This window comes from Actinoallomurus sp. CA-150999 (assembly GCF_050942425.1).
GTDB lineage: Bacteria > Actinomycetota > Actinomycetes > Streptosporangiales > Streptosporangiaceae > Actinoallomurus.
This window is the reverse complement of record NZ_CP192063.1, coordinates 11,217,524-11,235,999: the sequence shown is the minus strand read 5'-3', so window position 1 is coordinate 11,235,999 and position 18,476 is coordinate 11,217,524. Positions and strand designations below refer to the sequence as shown.

Here is an 18,476-nt window from a genome sequence, read left to right as displayed (position 1 = left end):
GTCGGTCCCCGGGACCATACAGCCGCCGGGCGCTACTCCGCTTGACCGGCGTTCTCGCGCTGGACGATCTCCTGCGGCAGGGGAACACCGAGCTCGGTAAAGATCGACAGGCCTTCGCGGTGGAACGCTCGCGCGGCATCCTCCTCCACGCCGGTCGCGTCGATGATGTCGGCGAGCAGCAGGAGACACCTGGCCTTCCACAGCGGGACGGAGACCGCGTCGGCGAGTTCGAGGGCCTTCTCGAGCAGACCGCGGGCGTGCCGGTGCTCCCCGCGGCGATGCCGCAGGTCGCCGAGAAGGTAGAGGATCCGGGCGCGCATCAGCCGGTCGTCTCGCTCCTCGGCGCGGTGCAGCGCCGTCCTGAGGGATCGTTCGGCGTCGTCGGGTCGGCCGAGAGCCGCGTAGGCACAGCCGAGGCCGTGGTTCGCGTACATGTCACCGAGCCGGCTGCCCGCCGCGGCCGACGCGTCGTTGACGTACTCGAACAGCGACCTGGCGTCGTGGTGGCGGCCGAGGGCGAGCAGCGCTTGGCCGATCCAGTAGGCGGACTGGACCTCGATGTTGGTGTATCGGGCGTCATGGGCGACGGCGCGGGCTGTGGTGAGCACGGACAGGGCGGTCTCCGCGTTGCCGCGTTCGTGGTGGACGCAGCCGATGACCATCAGGGCGTGCGCCCGGCCGGCGGCGTCGCCGACCTTCTGGAGCAACGCGCAGGCGCGTTCACCGTCGCGCAGTGCGTCGGAGAACCGGCCGGTCATCCGGTGGACCACGGCGAGCTGCCGCAGCACTCGTCCGGTCCCGTGAGCGTCTTCGGTCGCCTCGAAGATCCGCAGCGCTTGGCGGAGGACGTCGAGTGCGCGGTCGTAATCGCGGCGCGCGGAGCAGAGCTCGGCGAGCCGCTCGAGCACGGCCGCCTCTCCGCGCTGGTTCCCCGATGTCCGCGTGGCCGGCAGGGCGACGTCGACGACTTGTTGCCAGGCGTCCACATAGTGTGCGGGCTGGAACAGGATGGAGGAACGGACGGCGAGTTCCCAGCACAGCTCGCCCTCACCGAGGCGTGCGGCATGGCCGACTGCGGCGGTCAGCCCGATCCGCTCACGTTCCAGCCACTCTGCGGGCCGCTCGACGACCCGGTCGGCGATCTCATCGACGGGAAATCGCGTCGCGTCGCCGACCGTGGTCGTGTTGCCACCGCCGTTCACGGTGTGCACGCCACGGTCGGTCAGCGCGAGCCAGCCGCCCAGGGCCCTGAGCACGGCGGCCTCCCCCTCGGAGACGGGGTCCTCGGCGAGGCAGCGCTCGCGTGCGTGGTCGCGGACGAGATCGTGGAAGTGGTACCGGACATCGTCCCCAGGGCTGTGGACGGTCACGTCGAGAAGTCGCGCGTCGATCAGCTGCTCGAGGATCTCGGTGCCCTCGGAGAAGGAGGCGTCCAGGACGGCGGCCGCCACCCAGCCGGCGAAGTCGGGTGCCTCGAGCAGGCCGAGCAGCCGGTACAGCCGCCTGCCGGCGGGATCGAGGCCGTCGTAACTGAGGTCGAGGGCGGCCCGCACGCTCAGCCCACGATGGGTCAGTTCGTCCAACCGCCGACGATCCGCCAGCCGGGCGACGAAGTCGGCGATCCGCCAGTGCGGCTTGGCGGCCAACCGGGCGCCCGCCACCCGCAGTGCCAGCGGGAGCCCCCCACATATCGAGGCGAGGCGTTCGACCGCATCGGGCTCGGTGGTGACGCGAGGTGCGCCGATGATCCGGCTGAGCAGGTCGACGGCCTGCCCGTGGTCAAGGACGTCGAGCTCGATGAGCCGCACGCCCGGCAGCGCGGTCAGCCGCGACCGGCTCGTCACGATCACCCGGCACCCGTCGCCGCCTGGCAGCAACGGAGCCACCTGCTGTTCTTCGGAAGCGTTGTCCAGCACGATCAGTATGCGCCGGTCCGCCACCATGCTGCGGTACAAGGCGGCACGCTCGCCGAGCCCCTCGGGAATCGCCGCCGGGCCGACGCCGAGCGCACGCAGGAAGCGGCCCAGCACCTCACCGGGATCGGCCGGCTCCTGCTCCGCACCGCGCAGATCGACGTACAGCCGCCCGTCGGGGAACTCCTCCCGTAGGTGATGCGCGACGTAGGTGGCGAGCGTCGTCTTGCCGACCCCGCCCATTCCGGCGACCGCCGACACAACGACGGCGCGGTGATCCGCCGACAGCAGGTCGAGCATCCGTGCCACCTGGTCGGCGCGGCCGGTGAAATCTCCGATCGCGGCCGGGACCTGGTCGGGACGTACGGCCTCCGGAGCAGGCGCCGACGGCATCTCCTGACGCAGCACCCGGACGTGGGCGTCTCGCAGCTCGGGTCCGGGATCGACACCGAGTTGGTCCCGCAGACGGCCACGCGCCTCCTCGTACGCCTCCAGGGCCTCGGCCTGCCGTCCACAGCAGGCCAGTGCCTCGATCCAGACGGCGAGGAGACGTTCATCCAGCCGATATCGCTCGATCAGCGGGCCGATCCGGTCGAGAGCCCGGCGTGGCGCTCCGGTCTCGAGCGCCACCCGCGCGTACTCCACTGTCGCGGCGGTCCGCTCCCGTTGCAGCCGGGCGACGGCGGCGTGGTCGATGCTGTCCGGTGAGACGTCCTCCAGCGCGTCGCCGCGCCACAGGTCGAGGCCCCGCTCCAGCGCGTCGAGTCGGCCCGGCGCGTCCATGGTCGCGGCCTCGGCCGTCAGCCTGCGGAACACCGCCACGTCCACGTCCCCGCGCACGACCTCCAGCGCATATCCCACGGTCGTCCGCCGTACCGTTACGGCCGTTCCAGCCACGTCGGCGAGCCATCGGCGCAACCGGTACACCGCGACTCCCAGCAGCGATCCGGAGGTCCCACGCTCACCCCAGACCGTCTCGGACAGCGCCGAGGCCGACAGGCCCGACGTCCCGCTGAGCGCGAGCGCTCCGAGCAGTGCCCGCGATACTCCCGACGACGGCCGTACCAGTGTTCCGGCACGCTCGACGCCCACCGGGCCGAGCACCACGACATCGGCCGGCTCCTCGTCCCCGCCCCCGAACTCCCCGCGCACGTTCGTCACTCCCATCGTGATCGACACGTACGACCTGACCGCCGATCCCTTTACCTTATGCAGAGATTTGGAATCCGCGACCGATTCCCGCACGATGTCAATGCGATCCCGATCGTGACGAAGACGGAAGTCGTCGTCGAAGCCCTTCGTGCCGGATGACGCCACGATGGGCTCGCGTGGCGATTCGGCTCTGTGAGCGTCCCGCCGTGCCGGGCGATGTGCCGGAAGCCGGAAACCCGCGGCTTGGAACCGTGGCCGTCGTATGCGGACGGCCACGGTGCGGTTCCGCGATCAGGCGAGTGTCTTGCAGAGGTTCTCGATGTCGGCGTGGAGGTGGGGGAAGTCCCGCGTGTTGTCGGGGGCGATCGTGAGCCGGAATCGGCCGTGCACGATGTACCAGCCGGCGGGGTAGGCCTTGTTGCCGATGTACACGCGGACGCTGGCTCCGCCGTCGAAGAACCACGCCGATCCGCCGTCCGCGAACTTGTGGAGCCGGCCGTAGCCGGACACGTCGCGCACGGCCGACTTGCCGTTCGCGGTGTTGGTGAAGCGGATCACGAGTGGCCCGCGGAACTCCTGGATCCGCGGTGTGCCGTCCGGGAAGGTCGCGTCGGTACGGACCTCCTCCTCGTCCTGGACGATGTCGCCGTGGACGGTGAACGGGCAGACTCCGGAGGTGGTGAACGGCTGGGTCCGGTACGGCTGCCAGTCACTCGCCCGTGCGGCCGGAGCGCCCAGGACGACGGTCGAACCCGCGATCGCGGCGATGACGGATACCTTCTTCATGACGGGCCTTTCGGTTGGGGTTTCGCGCATCGTCCGCGCGGCCCGCACCGGGGCTCCATGGTTTCGGCCGACGCTGAAAGGTGGAGGCATTGTTGCGCTTGCGGTTCACCGCCGACGATCTGCTGCGGGTGCGCTACGCCACCGGACCGGCCCCGCTCCTGGAGCTCGGCATGGCGCTCGCCACGCTCCAACGCCACGACGCCGTCTTCGCGCGCTGGGCCCGCCGTACGCGACTGCCCCGCACGGCGTTCCCGCTGTTCGAGCTGATCCCGCCGAGCGCCACCGGCCCGCTCTTCGTCGACCCGGTCAGCGAGGGTTTCGAGGACGGCCTCGACATGGTGCTGTCGACGCCGCACGACCACGCGCGGGCCGAACTCGTGCGCACCTGCCGCCCGACGTCGCTGCCACGGCGCCTGGCCGACCGCGACCGCGACGCCTGGCGGACGCTGGAGCACGCGCTGCGCGACGCGTACGGTGCCGTCATCGGGCAGGATGAGCCGCGGATCCGGGCGAGCTACGACGCCGACCTCGCGTGGCGGCGGGTGGTCACCGCCGAACAGGGGATCGGCGCCGCGCTCGCCGGGCTGTACCCGGGGTCCCACTGGGAGGGCACCGACCTCGTGGTCGACGTCCCAGAGGACAGCGAACACGCGCCGCGCGGACGCGGCCTCACGCTGATGCCGTCGGTGTTCTGGACCGGCCGGCCGCTGATCGGCACCCACACGGACGGCTCGATGCTGCTCGTCTACCCCGCGCTCACGCCGGTGCCCCTCGTCGACACCGAGCCGCCGGACGCACTGGCCGCACTCCTGGGCCGGACGCGCGCGGCGGTCCTGTCGATGCTCGTCGAGTACCGGACCACCAGCGAACTCGCCCTCACGCTGGGCATCAGCGTCGCCTCGGCCTCGACGCACGCCAAGACCCTGCGGGGAGCGGGCCTCGTCGCCACCCGGCGGGCGGGCAAGGCGGTCCGCCACGTCGCCACCCCGCTCGGGCTGCGGCTGCTCCGGAGGGGCCTCACCTCCTGACGGTCAGTTGCTCGACCGGCCGCTCGGGAGCGCCGATGGACGGCGACTCTCTCCGTCGCCGCCTCGATGCGCCGCGGCGACCAGTTCGTAGAATCGTTGCCAGGCCGGTGAGGATTCGGCGGCGCAGGAGGTCATCAGCGGGGCCGCCTGAGTATCGGACTGGTGGTGCTCGGGGCGGCGGGCGGCGACTACAACAGCGTCTCTGATCAGCTTAGGGATCCGTAGTCATGTTGGGTGTTGTGACTGGGGGATCTGTCCACCGGGGTGGGGTGGCGTGGGCGTGCAGGTGGAAGCCTGCGCCCAGCGCCGCTCCTAATGGCCGGTGCCGTGGATGGTTCCGGCGGGTGGTGGGTGTGTTTGAGCTGATCGTGTGCACGGTGGTGGTGCGCGCGCCCTGGTGCCGGCAGGCCGCGCGGGGCGGTCTGCGGTCCGTGTGGGCGTGTCCCTCCGGACGCTGACCCGCCGACCTTTGGGGGCCGGGGGTGGAGGGTGCCCCACGTCGCCTGGGCGCGGGGCGTGGGGTTCGGCGCGGAGTGGGTCCGGTCTTGGACCGGTCACCCCCGCTGGCCTGAGGGGGTGCGGTCGCGGTGATGACCGCACCGGCTTCGAGCTTGTCGATCACACCGGGGATGGCCATCTGGCCGGTGGCGCGATCAACATTGGTGTTGTGCTGGTGGGTGAGGCCGCGGGCGGCGATGCGGCGCCATGCGCCGTGGTCGCGGTCGCCTTGCCAGCCGCAGTGCGGGTCGGGGCAGATCGCCCATTTCCATCCGGGTGTGGTGGGGCGGTCGGGTGCTTTGCAATGCCGTAGCGGCATCAGGCATTGGGGGCAGCGCTTGGAGGTGTTGCGGGCGGGGACGGTGACGACGGCGATGCCGGTCTCGGCGGCCAGGTGTCGCATGTTGGCGACGATCTGCCCCCGTACGGTCTGGGAGAGGCGGGTGTTGAGGGTGCGCGGCCCATGCCTTTGGCCTCCATGGACCGCAGATCCTCCACATAGATCACACTCGCCCGCGCAGCGATCGCCTGATCCACCGCCCACCGCGCCGCCGCCCAGGCCAGCGCGTCGTTCAGACCAGACCGGCGATCGGCCACGTGCTGGCACTCGGCCTTCAGGACGGCGTGTTTGGCGACCAGGTGGTGATCCTCTTGGCCGCCGATGAGGCGGGTGTAGGTATCGGTTTTGGCGTGCAGGTGTTCGCTGTGACGGCGGAGCCGGTGCTGGCGGGCCATCACTCCGGCGGCGCGGAACATGGCCCCGGATCCCAGCGCGGTGATGGTGCCGTCGTCGTGACGGTGCACCGCGCCTGCCGACAGCAGGGTATTCAAGCCCCAGTCCACGCCCAGCGCCACGATGTGCCCGGTCCGTTCGGCTTTGGGGACGGGGTGGGAGAACGACAGATCCGCGCGCACTTTTCTGCCCTGAGGGCGCAGAGTGGGCAGGTGCAGCACCGCGTCCGGCGGGACGGTGGGCGGCAGGGCGAGCGGGCAGGCCACCCAGGTCCAGTCGGCGTACGAGCGCGGGTCCGGGCGGACGGGCAACTGCACTCGCAGCAGCACTCTGGCCGGGGTTTCGTCGGCGCGTTCCAGGGTGGCTTGTTGGCGGTCCACCGCGGCCAGCCCAAGCATCCGCGGCGCCTTCGGCGCTTTCTCCAGTTCGAACACATCGACCGGAAACCGTCCATGCTCGTTGAGAAAGGCGGTGATCTGTCTGGTGCGCGCCTTGATCACACTGCTGGTCAGGCATCGGCCGTCGGGGATCGCCTCGCGGACGGCGTCCCACTCGGCTGGCGTGCGCTTGGCGGGGTCGGCGGGCCAGGTTGCCAGGACCCCGGCGACCATGTCGGCGCGGTGCTGCGCACCGCGCAGGGTCCGTCCGGCCTGTTCTTGGGCCATCCGCACGATCCGGTCATTGACCTTAATCCCGTCGGGCACGGTCACGCCCCAGCCCAAGCGGCGCAACGCCATCCACGCGTTCGAGGGCAAGACGCGACCCGCATCATCTACCCCGTCGGCCAGCCTCGCCACGTCTTCGGCGTTCCAGCGCTCTGCCAGCAGGTCGGCGGTCATCCCAGCGACCAGGTCCGCGGCCCAGCCCACCCGCTCGGCCACCGCCCGAGCCGAGACCACCTCACCGGTTCGCTCGTCCACCCCGCCGCGCAGGAGAGCGCGGGCGGTCGCGGTTCGGGCCACCTGACCAGCGGCACCTTGCGGCTCATGCGCCACGACCGGATGACACGCGACCAAGCATGTACGCACAGTAGCGATCCGCATCCACAATCCGCTCGATGATTCGAAAATCCGAGCGAGGCCAGCTCGTCAGGACGTCGGCCGCCTACCGGCGAAGCCTCATCGAGTGCACTTCGCTTTCGCCATCTTGAGCAACCACAGCAACTCGACGTCCTTTAGTGACCGCTTCGTAACATCACGAATCCCTAAGGAAACCGGTAAGCCCGCCCTGGCGGCTCGCCCTGCCAACTCCACATGCTGACCGACCTGGAAGGACGCCCCGCCCGCGTCGATTCGGCCGGGCGGGGCGTGACGTTCCGGCGCCGCAGCCGGCCGGTCAGCGAGACGGTGTGGACTGTTCGAGGCTGTCGCGGACGGTGGTCAGCAGGCGGATGAGCTGCCGGGCCTCGGCGTCGGTGAGCCCGGCGGTGGCCTGGGCCTCTGTCTCCGCCCATTCGGCGGTCACGGCGGCCACGACCGCCTCGCCGCGTTCGGTCAGCCGCAGGCGTGTCACGCGGCGGTCGCCGGGGTCGGCGGTGCGCTGGATGAACCCGGTCCGTTCCATCCGGGTGAGCGCCTTGGCGATGGTGGGCTGTTCGAGGCCGATCCGCTGGACGAGTTCGGCCTGGGTGGTGTCGGGGTTGTGGTGGATGTCGACGATGAGGAGCTCCTGGCCCAGGTGTAGGCCGAGTTGTGCCATCCGGCGTTGCAACACCGAACGGTGCGCCCGGGTGGCGTGGGCGAGCGCGTAACCGACCGGTCCGCTGCCGGCGGCGATCTGACGCCCGGTCGTCATGCCGGCACTACCTGCCGATCGCCGTGGACTCGGGTGAGAACGCGCTGCCACAGTGCGGAGATCTCGTGCCGCGGGTCCTCGCCCACCAGGACACCGTGGTCGTCGACGTGACGGTGGGCGTAGCCGACCGCGACGTCGAGGTCGGACAGGATCTCGGCGCCGGACCGCCGGAGCAGGTCGGCGAGCTGCAGCTGGGCGAACGCGCCGCCGAACCGGTTCGGTGAGGCGCTCATCAGCACGACGGACTTGCCGGCCAGCGGGCGAGGCGGTGCGAGAATCCCCAGCCAGTCGACGACGTCCTTCATGTTGCCGGGAATGCCGCGGTTCAGTTCCGGCGTCACCAGCAGCAGCACATCGGCCGCCGCGACCCGGTCTCGCAAGGCCGCGACGACCGGCGGGAACGGACGCCCCATGGTCGCGTCGACGCGGGGAACCTCCGCGTTGCCGTCCCATGCCTCCACCTGAAGCGGGGCGTCCGCCAGTTCTCGTGCGGCCAGCAGCAGCGCCCGGTTCAAGGACCCGGCCCGCACACTCCCGCAGATGCCGAATACGTCGATGGATTCCATAGCCGGACATCATATAGCCGGACATGTAGTTTGAGTGAACGGAGTCGGCCAGGTCAGGGCGCGATTCACGGTTGGTCCTCCGCGCCGGCGACGGTCGACGGTGTCAGGGCCGCTCTTCGTACGTGATGCCGTACTTGGCGGCGATGGGGTTCAGGCTGCGCGCGTCGAGCTCCCCGCCGGTGGTGATGCGCCGCCTGGCCTCGATCAGGTCCTCGATGAAACACTCCCAGCCGCCGGGCGCGACCGGAACCGGGACGCAGGGCGTGTGGAACGCCGTGCGGCAGCAGCACGAACTGCCCCGGCGTGGCCCGGTACGTCCGGTCGACGAACTCGACGACCAGCTCGCCGTCGAGGACGTAGATGCTCTCGTCCGCCCGGTGATGGACATGGCGTGGGATCTGCTGCGCGACCACCATCTCCAGCAGCGACAGCCGGTCATCGGTGTCGGTCGAGCGGACCTTGGAAGCGAACGCGGGCGGCACCCGCAGCCGGCCGGGCCGTACGTCGCCCTTGCCCAGGAGGTAGAAGCGGCTCTCCCCGTCCTCGGTCGGTCCGGCCTCGGCGTCCTCCACATGCCGCTCCCGGCTGCCCGGCGAGGACAGGTGCAGCGCGTGCACGGGCGTGTCGGACAGGCTGCGCATGGTGTGAGTGACGCCGCTGGGCAGGAACGCGCACATGCCCTCGGTGAGCCGGTGCGTCTCGCCGTCGAAGTCGACGCCCAGTTCGCCGTCGAGCACGTAGACGAACGTGTCGGAGGTGTCATCCGGGAGGCCGTCGTGGCCGCGGTACTCCACCAGGGTGAAGCGGCCCTCGGTGTCGTCGACGCCCGCCTTGACGGTCGTCCCCGGCGGAAGCGAGACGGGGGTGGGCCGGGACGTGCCGGCGTCGAGCAGGATGAAGCGGTCTTCGGACATGAGCTATCCTCCGATATACGGATTCGGAATCCGATTCCGCTTAGTCTAGGTAAGGGAACGCCTCGGATGTCAAACGCCGCGCCCCGCAGGCCCCGCACCGACGCCGAACGCAACCGTGGCCGTGTGCTGCACGCCGCCACCGAACTGTTCGCCCAGCACGGCGATGAGGTGCAGATGGCGGACGTGGCCAAAGCGGCGGGCGTGGGCGTCGGTACGGTCTACCGGCACTTCCCGACACGCCAGGTGCTCGTCGAGGCGGTGGCGGAGCGGCGCTTCACCGAGATCCTGCGGTACGCGCGCGAGGAATGCCTGGCACGCCCCGACACGCGCCAGGCCCTGGCCTGCTTCTTCGCCCGCATCGGCCGGGTGCACGAAGAAGGCCGCGGGGTGTCCGGCGCCATCGAGGCCGCCCTCGGCGACACCGAACCGCGTGGCCAGGTCGGCGCCGATCTCCTCGCCATCGGTGAGGAAATGCTCGAACGCGGCCGGTCCGACGGAACACTGCGCGCCGACGTCAAGGTCGCCGACCTCTACATGATCGCCGGTGCGGTCGCCGCGATCAGCCGCAACGCCGTCGGCGACTGGCACCGCTTCATCGACATCGCCCTCGACGGCCTCCAGCCTCGCCCGTGACCCTGCCACAGCAGGGAAAACGGCTCTTCACCAGCGGTGACACTGGTGGAGGGCCGTTTCGCTACCGTCCGGCCGTATCCGGCTCGCGGCGGCCGTCGAGGGCTGGTCGGGTTCAACGGGTCCACGGCCGGAGGACGATCATGCGACGTTCCCAGCGCTCGGGGGCCGGTCGGAGTTGGCCGACGCGCGCTTGCCGAGTCGGTCAAGGCGCCGACGGGTCGGGCCTCGGCGCCAAAGGCCGTCCCGGCCAGTGACCAGGCGCCAGATCAGATACCCGAAGGTGAGGATCCCCAAGGCGAAGAACGCCAGCATCGTCACAGGAACGCCACCCGGCTGGAATGCGGCAGAGGCCACGATGGCGACAGCGATCAGGACGCCAGCCCCGTAACCGGCAACTCGCCGGAACCAGCCGCTACCTCTCATGGCCACATCTTCTCCCAGCTCCAGCCTGGAAGCACTGACACTGCTGAGATCGCCTCCGGCCTTCTCCCAAGCTGCGCGGCCTTGGTGATGCGGCGCTTGGCTTCATCTTCCTGACGGACCAAGTCGGCGCTGACTCGCGCTGCCGAGCCCCGGCTCGACCCGATAAAGGTTCACCGTCCCTGACCTCCAATCGGGCTGCCTGGTGATTCACCACGGACGTCGCGTCAACATATGAACAATATTCACGGCCATTTCCGACAAGTCGGGGCGCCGTCTGTATGATCGCGCGCCATGGCACAACGACAGGTCGAGCTCGCCGGCCGGGGGCGCAGGTTCCTCGCGGCACTCATCGACGGGCTCTGCATTGCGGTCGTGAACTGGCTGATCTTCCGTAGAACTCCTCCCGATATCTCGTCCTCTATCTCGTCCTCCGCCGCGTACACGCTGATCTGGTTCACGTATGTCTGGGTTCAGCACGGCTGGTGGGCTCAGACGCTCGGCAAGCGTGCCATGGGCATCAAGGTGATACACGTGAACTTCGACGAGATCGGGTGGCGCACCGCCGCATGGAGGGGCGGGTTCGAACTCTTCTTCTCCCTGATCACCTGCGGAGTTGGCGGGTTCATCGACTTGTCATGGATCCTCTGGGACCGCGACAACCAGAGCCTCCATGACAAGGTTGCCAAAACCTGGGTCGTGAACGTATAGCACGACGATGCCGCTCGCCCGCCGATGCCGGCGATACGGACAGCCTCACATCAAACTTCTCATAATAAATAAATGGGGCATAGCCGACATCGGAGCAAATAGCTTGTAGGCGACGGTGAACGTCCACCGCTTGGGTCGATCGGCCCGCGACCCATCACCGGGGGGAAGGTCCTGGCTGGTCATCGCCTCTATGCTCGTTGTCCATTCTCGCCCCCGCTCATGCCAATTAGAGAAATTAATCCCCTTATGTCCCATTTCGGCTTGATGTGGAGGGGCTCGCAGGTCGGTTACCGCAGGGACTTCAACGGCTGTGGGGCGGGGAGAGTGATCATGATCACCCCCCATTCCGGAACGCCTTCGGTGTTCAATGCGTCAATCTTGGCGTTCACAGCCCCCGGCTGGAACGGCAGGGGCGTGTTCCTAGCACCCCCTTGCCAGTCGCTGCCCCGACATCACTTGGAAGGAATCTCTTGCGCAAGTCTGCACAGCGAGCAGTATTCGCCCTCAGCGCGGCCGCCGCGGTCGCCGGATCCGTGTTCATCAGCAGCCCGGCGATGGCGGCGTCGTCACCGATCGCGGCATGCGGCGGCGGCAAGTACCACGTTGTCGGCCATCACGATTTCAAGAAGAAGGGCAAGAAGGTGGCGACCACCTTCCTGCTGTACAACGGCAAGACCAACTGCGTTATCACGTGGAAGGCGCACCCGGACAAGAAATACGTCTCTGCAGGAATCGCCAAGTACGGTGACAAGAACTGGACGTGGCAGCACGGCCACTTCTCCACCTACGCAGGCCCGGTGAAGCGCTCGGCTCGCGGAGCGTGCATCGTCTGGGGCGGCGACTACGACCACAGCCGCCGCTGGACGCTGAAGTGGGGACACTGCGGCAAGTGACCTGCGCCTGAGCTGACGGGGCGTGGTGGGGCGAGAAGGACGTCGACCGCGACGGCCAACCCACCCGCCCCTACGCCGCATGCCCGACCTGGGCGGGCCGGGGCCGCTGAATATTGCGTCGTACTCTGCGGGCGGTCGGTGTCCCGTCGATCGGGTGCCGGTGATCGTGATCGCTACTGGCACGACATGCCTCTCACCACACGCCATCGGATGTCATGGATCGACCATCCAGCCTCGGGCGGCGTTGTCCCCGCAGAGGTGCGGGGAAGCAGTGGTCGATGAGTTCTGCTCTCCCATACGGTCTGATCACGGGAAGACCCCACACCGGAGGAGAATCCAATGAGGCCCATCATCGTCGCCCTGCCGATCGTCGATCGGCAGGTGTCGTACCGCTTCTACCGTGATGGACTGGGCTGGAAGGCCGAGGGAGAGCCCGCCGAGGACGGGGTCCCAGAGCCGCTGCAGTTCGTCCTGAACGAGGGCATGGGGATCATGCTGGTCCCGACGGGCGGCTTCGGCTGGGTCATCGGGGACCGCGAGGTTGCATCGCGTGGGCACAGCGAGTGCGTCATCAACCTCGACGCAGGCAGCGACGAGGGTGTCGACGAGCTGATGCGGCGCGCGCACGAGGCGGGTGCGGAGCTCGTGACTGAGCCTGGTCGGCAACCGTGGGGCTACGCCGGTGCCTTCGCTGACCCTGACGGACACGTGTGGATGGTGACGAGCGGCGGCTGAGATCGCTGCGGGCACAGCTTCGGCTACGGCGAAGTGCGGCTGTAGTTACTAGGCTCCAGCGATCAGAGCGGCGCTGCGCATGTGGTCGTCAAGCTCGGTCACAAACGGCTCCGCATGAGGATGCTCAACGCCGTACGCTTGAACAGCCACCACGGGAGCAACGGCGCATTGCGGGGCAGCGATGGACGATCATGTTTACCAGCGAATCGGCGCGAACATTGCGAAGTGGCGGCAGCGGCGCGGAATTTCCAGAACGTTCTAGCGGGCCTGATCGGTAGGTCCGAGAGTTGGGTGTCACAGGTAGAGCGTGGGGCGCTCAAAGTTGATCGCCTCTCGGTCCTCGTCACGGTGGTTGAACGGCCGCAGACGACTGCGGCATGAACAGGGTGGCGGACCTGCCTCGAAGTTCGACATCATCCGGTCATGTCGGATGGCGTGCTAGGACAGGACCTTCCGGTCGGCTTCGGGTTCCGGCCGTATCGCGGCGACGAAGACCACGGCCCCATGGCCGCGGTGCGGCTGGGTTGTGCTGAACGGGACCGGGTCGACGCCCATTCGGTTGTGGAAGGGCTCCCGACAGCGGCCGAGATCGCCAAAGTCTCCGCCAAGCTGGAGGAGCCGTCCAAGAACCAGATCCTGGTGGTGCACGACGGGAGCGTCGTTGGCTACTCGACGATCCGGTGGTGGCAAGAGCGGGACGATACGTGGCTATACCTGCACCGCGGCTACCTCTTGCCGGAACATCGCCGTCAGGGCATCGGCTCAGCCATGCTGAGCTGGGCCGAAGAGCGGATCCGCCGGCTCGTCGTACAGCATGGAACGGTGCGGACGGCAGTGATCGGCGCGAACGCCGTGGCCTCCGAGCAGGACGCCACGGCGCTACTGCTCGCAGCCGGCTACCGACGTGTCTTCAGCCTGGTCGAGCTGAAGCTGGGCAATCTGCAGCAGTTGCACGAGTTGGGTGGCGAACTGCCAGCTGGGATACGGACAGGGCCGATCGGGACAAGCCACTACCGTGCAGCCTGGCAGACGGTCGTCGATTCGTATGCGGATACCGGTTTCACTCAGAAATGGACTTTCCAGGACTTCGTCGACACCGCCGACCCGGCATGCTGGAGAGCTGCATGGAACGGGCAGGACATGGTCGGTGTCGCCCTCTGCTCCATCCGCCGTCACCACCACACCGTGGGCGAGGTCGAAGAGCTGAGTGTCCGGACGGACCAACGACGCCTAGGAATCGGCCGGGTCCTGCTGCTGGACGGGCTGCGAAGTCTTCGCGAGCAGGGTGCAACGACTGCGCGGCTGTTCACGGGCACGGCAAATCCTCACCGGTCCTACGATCTCTACGAGAGCGTGGGGTTCCGGCGGCAGAACGAGTACGTCCGTTACCGCAAGTCGCTTGCTTGATCAACCGGTCAGCTGTCCGGTCAGTCCACAGGGTTTGACAATTCCTCAGGGGCGGGCGACGCGTAACTCCTGGGCAGGGCGTTCGGCGCGGCGGTGAGGAACGCCGTGACGAGGGCGCTCGCGTGGGGTCGGCACTCCTCGAAGTAGGCGTGCCGGGCGCCGGGGAGGGTCCGCGTCCGGCTGTCGCGGATGCGGGCGGCGAGCAGCGGGGCGTTGGCCGCCGGGGTGAGCCGGTCCTGGTCGCCGTGCAGGATGAGCGTCGGAGCGCCGATGTGGGGGAGCGCGTCCCAGGCGTTGTGCCGGTTGCTGGCCAGCAGGTGGCCGCGGCGGGCGTACGGGGGCATGTCCGGGTCGCCGAGCGTGGTGTACGGACCGGGGTGCTCGGCTGACCAGGCCGGGGTGTACATCAGGTCCACGAGGGTGCGCCGCGACGCCTCCGGGTTCGCCTGGGCCAGAGCGCGCCGCACCGAGGCGTCCCGCTCGATCGCGTGCGGGCCGCCCGGCGACGTGCACCCCAGAACGAGGTGCCGGACCCGGGCCGGATGGCGGGCCGCGACCCACTGGGCGACGCGGCCGCCCATGGAGGTCCCGTAGACGTCGGCCCGCTCGATCCCCAGGTCGTCGAGGACCGCGATGACGTCCTCGGCGAACACCTCGGTGGAGTAGCCGTCCTCGGGCTTGCCGCTGTTTCCGGTGCCGCGGTAGTCCAGGGTGATGGTGCGATGCGTGGCGTGGAAGTCCTCGCGTACGCCGTCCCACCAATGGTGGTTGTTCGCCTGCCCGGCCAGGAGCACCAACGGGTATCCGGCGCCCTCGTACTGGTAGGCCAGGAGCGTGCCGTCGTGGGCGCGAGTGGACGCGTGATGACGCTGGTCGTCGACTGTCATGCTTTCCTGCCGGGGAGTGAGGAGAACGATGAGCACTGTGGACATCCTGTCGGAGGACGAGCGGTTCATCGTCGGCACCGTGCGCGACTTCGTCGACCGGGACGTCAAGCCGGTCGTCCGAGAACTCGAGCATACGAACACCTACCCCGAGGCCCTGATCGAGCAGATGAAACGGCTCGGCGTCTTCGGCCTGGCCATCCCCGACGCGTACGGCGGGACCCTGGTCTCCACGCCGTGCTACGTGCTCATCACCGAAGAACTCGCCCGCGGATGGATGAGCCTGGCCGGCGCGATGGGCGGGCACACCGTGGTCGCCAAGCTGCTGCTGCACTTCGGCACCGAGGAGCAGAAGCGCCGCTACCTGCCGAAGATGGCCACCGGTGAGATCCGGGCGACCATGGCTCTGACCGAACCCGGCGGCGGCTCGGATCTGCAGGCCATGCGGACCGTCGCCCGCAAGGACCCGGACGGCTACCTGGTCAACGGCTCCAAGACCTGGATCACGAACTCGCGCCGGTCGCAGCTGATCGCCCTGCTGTGCAAGACCGACCCGGACACCGAGCCCGCCCACGCGGGCATCTCGATCCTCCTCGTCGAGCACGGCCCCGGGCTCACGATCTCCCGCGACCTGCCCAAACTCGGCTACAAGGGCGTCGAGAGCTGTGAGCTGGTCTTCGAGGACCATCGCGCGGGCCCCGATGCCGTCCTCGGCGGCGTCGAGGGCCAGGGATTCGCGCAGATGATGAAGGGACTGGAGACCGGACGACTCCAGGTCGCCGCCCGGGCCCTGGGCGTGGGCCGGGCCGCGCTGGAGGACTCTCTCGCCTACGCCCAGGAACGCGAGGCGTTCGGGAAGCCGATCTGGCAGCACCAGTCGATCGGCAACTACCTCGCCGACATGGCCACCTCCCTGTCGGCGGCGCGGCAGCTCACTCTGCACGCCGCCCGGGAGGCCGACGCCGGACGCCGCGTCGACATGGAGGCGGGTATGGCCAAGCTCTTCGCGTCCGAGACCGCCATGCGGATCGCGCTGGACGCCGTACGCGTCCACGGCGGATACGGGTACTCCACCGAGTTCGACGTCGAGCGCTACTTCCGCGACGCACCGCTGATGATCGTCGGTGAGGGCACCAACGAGATCCAGCGGAACGTCATCGTCCGCCAGCTCATCGCCCGCGGCGGCCTGGACTGACGGCCCGTCAGGGCTAGTCGCGATAGCGGGTCACGGCCAGGCGGGACAGGACGATCGAGCCGGCCGTGATGCCGGCCCACATCGGTGCCATGAGGACGTGGAGGACCCCGAGCCCGGCGATCGCGTCGAGGCGGTAGAGGGCCACCTGGGCTGCCAGGCTCACGAAACTCACCAGCGCGATGACCAGGGTCGTCCGCCGGTAGAAGCGGTGCAGCGGCCGGTGCGAGCGCCAGTCCTTCGGGCCGCCCACGATCCGGTTCGCAACAAGGCCGGCCAGGGGGCGGCCGGCGAGGACCGTCAGGAGGCATGCCATCGTCGCCGCCGCGGGCAGCAGCATGGGCAGGAGGAAGAAGCCTCGCGCCTGTCCGGTGCCCGCCGCCACGGCGGCGCAGACGATGGCGAGGAGCGTGCCGATGACCGCGTGCCTGACGTGCCGCCGAGCGCGCAGACGCCATGCGAGGACGAGGACTCCGGTGACGGCGGTCGCGATCAGCGCGGATGTCAGCCCGCCGATGGCGTCGGCTGCTACGAAGACGATGGTGGGGGCCGCCGTGGTGACCAGCGAGGAGGCTTGGCCGCCCTGTCTGAGCGCCGCCCTCGCCGCCTCGCGTACGGGCTCGCCGTACGGAGGTCGTCGGGGAGCCGTGTCGGGCCGGGTTTCACCGCGCGAGGTCGTCATGGGTGCCTTCATGCCGCGCGGGATCCGCCGATGTGCTCGCTGCGTCGGCGCGGCCCAGCGCGCGGAGCGCGAGCATGCCGCCGATGCCGGGGATGACGGCACGTACCGCGATTCCGGTGGTCCGGCTCGGGTCGCGCCAGGTGGCGAAGATGCCGAAGAGCCAGGCGACGCCATGGACGGGGCCGACGACCGAGGCGATCTGGTGAACGTCCGCGGTCGCCAAGTTGCCGAACAGGATGGCGAGGCTGACCAGTTCGACGATCGCGGAGACGCGCAGCGGCGTGCGCGTGGGCCGTGGCGTCGGTGTGGTGGTCGCGGCGATGGGGTCACGCTCCTGTGCTGGAGCCGGGGCGGACGATCATCAGGATGGTGACCGTGGCCCACAGCAGGTTGAAGGTGCCGGTCAGCATGGCCAGCCGCCGGATCTGGGCCGCCACCGTCGCGGCGTCGGCGTCGCTGCCGTTCAGGCCGGCGATGGCGACCTCCTGAGCCGGGAGGACCAGCAGCGCGAGCACGACCGCGGCGACGCCGGTCAGGACGATGGAGACGATCAACCAGGCGCTGCCCAGGACGTGCATACTGCTCGCCGTCGCGAAGCCGAAGACGGGGACGGCCAGGCCGACGCCGGCGTAGACGCGGCAGATGCGGTGCAGCAACCGTACGGCGGCGGCCGATTCGGGCTTGTCGGGTGCCGCTGCGGCCCTGCGGACCGCAGCGGGGAACATGCTGCCCGCGACCGTGACCGGGCCCACGGCGATGACCGCCGCGAGTACGTGGAGGATGAGGAGGATCTTGCTCATCGTCGGGTGCGCGCTTTCGTCGGAGGGACGGGGAACGGGTCAGGCGCCCACGGGGGCAGGCCCGTGGTCGCGCCAGGCGACGCCGCGGCGCTCGTGTTCGAAGAGCCGCTCCACGGCGAGTGCGATCTTCGGTCCGACTTCCCGCTCCAGCAGGTACAGGCCAAGGTCCAGGCCGGAGGTGACGCCGCCGGCGGTGACCAGGTCGCCGTCGTCGACGACGCGGGCCCGGGTGACGTTGACGCCGCTCGCGCCGAGCACGTCGAGGCCCTGGTGATGGGTGACGGCGTTGCGGCCGTCGATGAGCCCGGCCATCGAGAGGATCAGCGAGCCGCCGCAGACCGTGGCCACCGTGGTGTCGGGCGCGGCCAGGGCCTTGGCCAGCAGCCCCGGGAGCCCGGTGGTCAGGGTCCGGCCGAGGATGGCGGGGATCGTGGCCTCCCGCTCCGCGTCGGTGAGGTCGTCCTCGCCCTGGGGGAGCGACCTGCCGGCGGCGCCGGGGACGACGATCAGGTCCGCGCGGTCCGGGTCCAGGCCGGCGGTGGCCGTCAGGGAGATGGCGGGGATCCCGCTATGGACCTCGCGTGGGCCGTCGGCGGCGACCAGTTCGACGCTCACCTGGTCGGTGAATGCCTTCGAAGCGCTGAAGACCTCGAACGGGGCGACGACATCCAGCGGGTCGAAGCCATCGAAGAGGACAAACTGGGCGAGCATCGGTGCCTCACATCCGTCGTTCCG

The 18,476-nt window shown here is 69.3% G+C and carries 19 protein-coding genes; 7 read left to right on the top strand and 12 right to left on the bottom strand.

Going from position 1 to position 18,476, the window contains the following annotated elements:
• Positions 1 to 32: 32 nt before the first annotated feature.
• Positions 33 to 3,092: a BTAD domain-containing putative transcriptional regulator gene (locus ACQP2O_RS51960; RefSeq protein ID WP_433177653.1), complete on the bottom strand. Its 3,060-nt coding sequence runs from the start codon at positions 3,090 to 3,092 to the stop codon at positions 33 to 35.
• Positions 3,093 to 3,356: 264 nt separating this feature from the next.
• Positions 3,357 to 3,851 (bottom strand): hypothetical protein, encoded by a 495-nt coding sequence (locus ACQP2O_RS51955; protein ID WP_433177651.1) that lies wholly within the window; start codon positions 3,849 to 3,851, stop codon positions 3,357 to 3,359.
• An 89-nt stretch (positions 3,852 to 3,940) separates the two neighbouring features.
• On the opposite strand from ACQP2O_RS51955, the gene ACQP2O_RS51950 reads away from it, so the two are divergent.
• Positions 3,941 to 4,879 (top strand): ArsR/SmtB family transcription factor, encoded by a 939-nt coding sequence (locus ACQP2O_RS51950; RefSeq protein WP_433177649.1) that lies wholly within the window; start codon positions 3,941 to 3,943, stop codon positions 4,877 to 4,879.
• Positions 4,880 to 5,090: 211 nt separating this feature from the next.
• On the opposite strand, the gene ACQP2O_RS51945 is transcribed toward ACQP2O_RS51950, so the two are convergent.
• From ACQP2O_RS51945 to ACQP2O_RS51925, 5 genes are all read right to left on the bottom strand, one after another.
• The gene (locus ACQP2O_RS51945; RefSeq protein WP_433177647.1) at positions 5,091 to 5,780 is read right to left on the bottom strand and encodes a zinc ribbon domain-containing protein; all 690 of its coding nucleotides are present in this window, start codon (positions 5,778 to 5,780) and stop codon (positions 5,091 to 5,093) included.
• A complete protein-coding gene (locus tag ACQP2O_RS51940) occupies positions 5,696 to 7,105 on the bottom strand; it encodes a hypothetical protein (protein ID WP_433177646.1) in 1,410 nt (469 codons plus the stop codon). The genes ACQP2O_RS51945 and ACQP2O_RS51940 overlap by 85 nt, the downstream gene beginning before the upstream one ends.
• Before the next feature lie 340 nt (positions 7,106 to 7,445).
• Positions 7,446 to 7,904, bottom strand: a complete 459-nt coding sequence (locus tag ACQP2O_RS51935) for a MarR family winged helix-turn-helix transcriptional regulator (protein WP_433177644.1) — start codon at positions 7,902 to 7,904, stop codon at positions 7,446 to 7,448.
• A complete protein-coding gene (locus ACQP2O_RS51930) occupies positions 7,901 to 8,470 on the bottom strand; it encodes an NAD(P)H-dependent oxidoreductase (protein WP_433177642.1) in 570 nt (189 codons plus the stop codon). The genes ACQP2O_RS51935 and ACQP2O_RS51930 overlap by 4 nt, the downstream gene beginning before the upstream one ends.
• 65 nt (positions 8,471 to 8,535) lie before the next feature.
• Positions 8,536 to 9,384: a cupin domain-containing protein gene (locus ACQP2O_RS51925; protein WP_433177640.1), complete on the bottom strand. Its 849-nt coding sequence runs from the start codon at positions 9,382 to 9,384 to the stop codon at positions 8,536 to 8,538.
• A 66-nt stretch (positions 9,385 to 9,450) separates the two neighbouring features.
• Here ACQP2O_RS51925 and ACQP2O_RS51920 point away from each other — a divergent pair, with 66 nt between their 5' ends.
• The 5 genes from ACQP2O_RS51920 to ACQP2O_RS51900 all read left to right on the top strand — a co-directional run bounded on the left by ACQP2O_RS51920 (position 9,451) and on the right by ACQP2O_RS51900 (position 14,183).
• On the top strand, positions 9,451 to 10,017 hold the full coding sequence (locus tag ACQP2O_RS51920) for a TetR/AcrR family transcriptional regulator (protein WP_433177638.1): 567 nt from the start codon (positions 9,451 to 9,453) through the stop codon (positions 10,015 to 10,017).
• Positions 10,018 to 10,731: 714 nt separating this feature from the next.
• Positions 10,732 to 11,148 carry an RDD family protein gene (locus ACQP2O_RS51915; RefSeq protein WP_433177636.1) on the top strand — a complete coding sequence of 139 codons (417 nt, stop codon included), beginning with the start codon at positions 10,732 to 10,734 and terminating at the stop codon, positions 11,146 to 11,148.
• A gap of 470 nt (positions 11,149 to 11,618) precedes the next feature.
• Entirely contained in the window at positions 11,619 to 12,041 is a 423-nt protein-coding gene (locus ACQP2O_RS51910) for a hypothetical protein (protein ID WP_433177634.1), read from the top strand.
• 339 nt (positions 12,042 to 12,380) lie between these two features.
• A complete protein-coding gene (locus ACQP2O_RS51905; RefSeq protein ID WP_433177632.1) occupies positions 12,381 to 12,776 on the top strand; it encodes a VOC family protein in 396 nt (131 codons plus the stop codon).
• A gap of 423 nt (positions 12,777 to 13,199) precedes the next feature.
• The gene (locus ACQP2O_RS51900) at positions 13,200 to 14,183 is read left to right on the top strand and encodes a GNAT family N-acetyltransferase (protein WP_433177630.1); all 984 of its coding nucleotides are present in this window, start codon (positions 13,200 to 13,202) and stop codon (positions 14,181 to 14,183) included.
• A gap of 20 nt (positions 14,184 to 14,203) precedes the next feature.
• On the opposite strand, the gene ACQP2O_RS51895 is transcribed toward ACQP2O_RS51900, so the two are convergent.
• Positions 14,204 to 15,070, bottom strand: coding sequence for an alpha/beta fold hydrolase (locus tag ACQP2O_RS51895; protein ID WP_433177628.1), 867 nt, complete (start codon positions 15,068 to 15,070; stop codon positions 14,204 to 14,206).
• A 28-nt stretch (positions 15,071 to 15,098) separates the two neighbouring features.
• Here ACQP2O_RS51895 and ACQP2O_RS51890 point away from each other — a divergent pair, with 28 nt between their 5' ends.
• Positions 15,099 to 16,262 (top strand): acyl-CoA dehydrogenase family protein, encoded by a 1,164-nt coding sequence (locus ACQP2O_RS51890; protein ID WP_433177626.1) that lies wholly within the window; start codon positions 15,099 to 15,101, stop codon positions 16,260 to 16,262.
• Between the two features lie 13 nt (positions 16,263 to 16,275).
• On the opposite strand, the gene ACQP2O_RS51885 is transcribed toward ACQP2O_RS51890, so the two are convergent.
• The 4 genes from ACQP2O_RS51885 to ACQP2O_RS51870 form a co-directional block, all read right to left on the bottom strand.
• Positions 16,276 to 16,941, bottom strand: coding sequence for a DUF3159 domain-containing protein (locus tag ACQP2O_RS51885; RefSeq protein ID WP_433177624.1), 666 nt, complete (start codon positions 16,939 to 16,941; stop codon positions 16,276 to 16,278).
• The gene (locus tag ACQP2O_RS51880; protein ID WP_433177622.1) at positions 16,922 to 17,164 is read right to left on the bottom strand and encodes a hypothetical protein; all 243 of its coding nucleotides are present in this window, start codon (positions 17,162 to 17,164) and stop codon (positions 16,922 to 16,924) included. The genes ACQP2O_RS51885 and ACQP2O_RS51880 overlap by 20 nt, the downstream gene beginning before the upstream one ends.
• Before the next feature lie 103 nt (positions 17,165 to 17,267).
• The gene (locus ACQP2O_RS51875; protein ID WP_433177620.1) at positions 17,268 to 17,741 is read right to left on the bottom strand and encodes a hypothetical protein; all 474 of its coding nucleotides are present in this window, start codon (positions 17,739 to 17,741) and stop codon (positions 17,268 to 17,270) included.
• A 39-nt stretch (positions 17,742 to 17,780) separates the two neighbouring features.
• A complete protein-coding gene (locus ACQP2O_RS51870) occupies positions 17,781 to 18,452 on the bottom strand; it encodes a DJ-1/PfpI family protein (RefSeq protein ID WP_433177618.1) in 672 nt (223 codons plus the stop codon).
• Positions 18,453 to 18,476: the final 24 nt, after the last annotated feature.